Raw genomic sequence first — 3,761 nt, 5'->3', positions numbered from 1 at the left:
TTCTTTATCGGGTTAGTCTTTTTTTGGTATGTAAATCCTCCCCCTTCCATCCCAACCACACAATTTCCCCCCCCCCCCCCCCATTTTTTTACTTGAGCGAACCATTTGCTTTTGCACATATTCTCTACGGCTTGTTTATAATCCCCACATTCAAAGAATTGCAAAGTGTTTTTAAAGGTTTTGAGCGACCCTAAGCCCACATTGTAATCAAAATCCACTAATGCCGCTTTCCTAACACAATCCATTTTAGAAAACCGAACAAAATCTCATTTAGCTCCTTGTAACATTTCTCTAAATACTCTCCTAACCACTCTCTAGCCACAGCCTTGCTTACATTTCCGTCTGCGTTTAACTGCGCTTAAATGAGCGTTTTTTCTCTGTTTGCGCAAATATTCCACTGCCTTTTCTTCTGTTGCCGCGACATACACACTCATAGTTGCAACAATATCATTATGATACATATTGCGTGCATCATTATCAATTTGAATCCCTCCATCTTTAAGAGTTCTAACGACATACTAATTATCACCTATACTCATTTTTGTATCCCTTCTTTTAAATTGTTAGCCAAATTTCTCTTGCTTGTTATCTTGTGATAATTGCATCATCTAGGACAATTTTGTCTTGATGAATCCTCACTTTATGAAAATATCACCTTTGATGAGGGTTGAGGCTTTAAGCAGGGCTTTTGTCTTGCTTTATAATTTTTCATTCTCTTTTTCGTGCTATAATCGTTTTAAATTTTAATAATACATTAGGGAATCAAAATGATATTAAAAGATAACTTCTTTGACAAAAACGAACATTGTATATTTGAAAATGATAAGCTAGGTAGAAAATCTATTGCCACTAATTTAACGAATCTTTTAAAACATTCCAACACAGACACGCAAGGCTTGATTCTTGCCTTAAACGCACAATGGGGAAATGGCAAAACAACTTTCATTAAGATGTGGAAAAATATGCTTGATAGAGATTATAAGATTCCAAATCTTTATTTTAGTGCTTGGGAGGAGGATTATACCAAAGAGCCTTTGATTGCTGTTTTAGGAGAATTGAATCGGTATTTAACAAAGAATGAAATTCGGAATGAAAATTTCAATCAGGTAGTGGAATCTGTGCAAAAAATCTTTAAAAGGGCATTGCCTACTTTATTGAAAATAAGTGTGAAAGGCTTATTTAATAAAATTGGAATAGATAACGAATTGCTCCAAGAGGCTTCGCAGACATTAACAGAGGACAGCGCAAAAGTATTAATTGAGAATTACTCTAAAGAAAAAGAATGCTTAGAGCAATTAAAAGAAAATCTAACAAAAGTCTTTGAGGCAACAGGGGCAAAAGAGGGACAGCCTTTTATTATTTTTATAGATGAATTAGACCGCTGTCGCCCAACCTATGCCATTGAAATGCTAGAGAATATTAAACACCTCTTTGGGATTCCTCATCTTGTATTTGTAGTCTCTATTGATAAGGCACAACTCTCCAAATCCATTCAAGCAATTTATGGGCAAATTGATACAGAAAATTATCTTAGGAGATTCTTTGATTTAGAATATATTTTGCCTAATCCCCATCCGCAGAGATTTTGTGAGTATTTGCAAGAACAATTAGATATAAAAACAAATCTTGCAGAGATTTTTATCGCAGATAATTTTACTTTACGAGAATTACAAAAAATTCTCCCTCAAATTAAACTATTGGAAATGCAACAATTCCAAGATAATAATAAAGAGCCTATTTTTGATATGCAACACGCTATTTTTATTTTACTCATCAAGATTTATAGACCTGATTTGTATATGCAAATACCAAATATTACTGATGCAGAGGGAATAATGGGGATAGTGGAGAATCTTGTGTGCAAAGGGAAAAGCATTTTGAATGATATTCTTTTTACTCAATATGTAGAAATCGTTTATAGCTTATGTAATAAGATTTTTTGGCAAGATAGAACTTTTTTGAATTGCCATTACCGATTCAAGACGATAGAACTAAGGAATGGTTTAGAGAAGAGGGACAAAATAGAGTTTCCATTAATATTCAACATTATTCTTATATCGTGCGAACTTATTGCCATTTTTTTGTTAGTAGAAGACAACAATGGAATTATTTACCGCAAATAAATACAAATAAAATCATCTCTGCCATCAACTTCACCTCCCAATTTACCACACAAGATGAATCAAGCAATCACGCGATAAATCCAACGCCCTAAAACTATTGGCGGGATTCGTTTCTTTCTCTAAACTCTCTTTTGATTCTAGGCACATCGTGGAATATAAATTTTATTATGCCCCCCCCCCAAACTTTTTGAGACTCAATGAGTGCAGCTCCTAATTTAAAGCTTAGATGTTCTTTGTATTTTAAAGCTTCTTGATAGTCTGCATAGGATTCCAAAGGAGGAAGTTTCAAGGCTGGATTTTTTGCTATTTTTGCTTGATATTCTTTTTGTTCTTTTTGATGTCTATAATAAATAGACAGGATAATAAAAGGCATTTGAATATATCCTGAAAGGCTTTTAGATTTTGAAATCATTGCAGAGCCTAGTTTATACGCTAAATGATTGGAGATTCTCATTTTGGCAGATGAGTATGAATATCTCCTAATGAAAGAGAATGCTGGAAGAAACGTTTGAAAATAATGTTTGCCAAAAAATACTTTTTTTGCTAACTCTTTTAATTCATCATCTTTTAGGGTGAGGATATAATAATAAATATGTTCATTTATTATTAATCTAGAAATTTCTTTGTAGATTTGCTTGCTTCTCGTTTTTTTAAGAATATCAAAAAATCCATAATCAATCGCGTCGTTAGCATAATTATAAAAAGATTGTAAAGTCCCTAAAGATAAGTTTTTTCCTCTTGTAACACTATTTGTGCTTGTGAAATATTTATAAAGATTATCTTTCAAGATATAAATGTTTCTTGCCTGTAGGAATAAACAGATTCCAAAAAAATGGTCTTCGTGCATAACGCCTTCCAAAAATTTTAATTTTATTTTTTTTAAAAAATCAAATCGAATCATACCACCCCAAACAAAAAAGAAATTATCTATTTGATTATTAATCATATCTTGAAGTAATCGTTTTGGTGTTATCACCCAATGACTTTTGTAGTTTAATTTATAGATAAAACTTAAATGAAACCACACTATATCTATATTCTTGTTGTTCATAGCGGTTACACATTTTTTTAAACAATCTAAATCCCAAGAATCATCAGAATCTAAAAAGATTAAATAATCTATTTTTGGAATCGCTAAAAGTTTTTTGGTTGTTAAGATTTTTGTATTGTTAAGATTTTTGATTTTAAATAAATGTAATTTTTCAATTTCTTTATTTGTAGAAATGAACTGATATTCTTGATTAAAATAATCTATTCCTATATTTCTTGCGCTAGATTGTCCCGCGTTATCTTTTAAAATCAAAGTAATTCTTTCATCATTGGCAGCGTATTCTTTGGCAATTTGACAAGAATTATCTGTGCTTCCATCATCAATTAGCAATATCTCTAAATTAGTATGAGTTTGATTAACAACTGAATCTAAGCATTTTTCAAGATATTTTTCTGCATTATAGATTGGAATAATAATTCCGACGCGGTTATTAGCTATACTAGAATCCACAAAAGTTGCATTTTTCATTATTGTATTAGGCGGCTTGTGTTGGGGGGGGGGGGGGGGGAGTGAGGGGGGGGGGGGGGGGGGGGGGGGGGGGGGGGGGGGGTTTTTTTTGGGTGGGGGGGGGGGTGGGGGGGGGGGGG

The 3,761-nt window shown here is 33.1% G+C and carries 4 protein-coding genes; 1 reads left to right on the top strand and 3 read right to left on the bottom strand.

The features are described 5' to 3' along the window. Both K2N75_RS07635 and K2N75_RS07630 read right to left on the bottom strand, forming a co-directional pair. Window positions 1-218: hypothetical protein (locus tag K2N75_RS07635; RefSeq protein WP_300120271.1), on the bottom strand; the 218-nt coding region annotated here is incomplete at its 3' end. Between the two features lie 96 nt (window positions 219-314). Then, window positions 315-461, bottom strand: a complete 147-nt coding sequence (locus K2N75_RS07630; protein ID WP_300120269.1) for a hypothetical protein — start codon at window positions 459-461, stop codon at window positions 315-317. A gap of 306 nt (window positions 462-767) precedes the next feature. On the opposite strand from K2N75_RS07630, the gene K2N75_RS07625 reads away from it, so the two are divergent. Next, the gene (locus tag K2N75_RS07625) at window positions 768-2,123 is read left to right on the top strand and encodes a P-loop NTPase fold protein (RefSeq protein ID WP_300120267.1); all 1,356 of its coding nucleotides are present in this window, start codon (window positions 768-770) and stop codon (window positions 2,121-2,123) included. Between the two features lie 94 nt (window positions 2,124-2,217). On the opposite strand, the gene K2N75_RS07620 is transcribed toward K2N75_RS07625, so the two are convergent. After that, window positions 2,218-3,642: a glycosyltransferase gene (locus tag K2N75_RS07620; RefSeq protein WP_300120265.1), complete on the bottom strand. Its 1,425-nt coding sequence runs from the start codon at window positions 3,640-3,642 to the stop codon at window positions 2,218-2,220. Window positions 3,643-3,761: the final 119 nt, after the last annotated feature.

It is taken from the genome of Helicobacter sp. (assembly GCF_029067145.1).
Taxonomy (GTDB): domain Bacteria; phylum Campylobacterota; class Campylobacteria; order Campylobacterales; family Helicobacteraceae; genus Helicobacter_D.
This window is presented reverse-complemented; position numbering and strand designations above follow the sequence as displayed.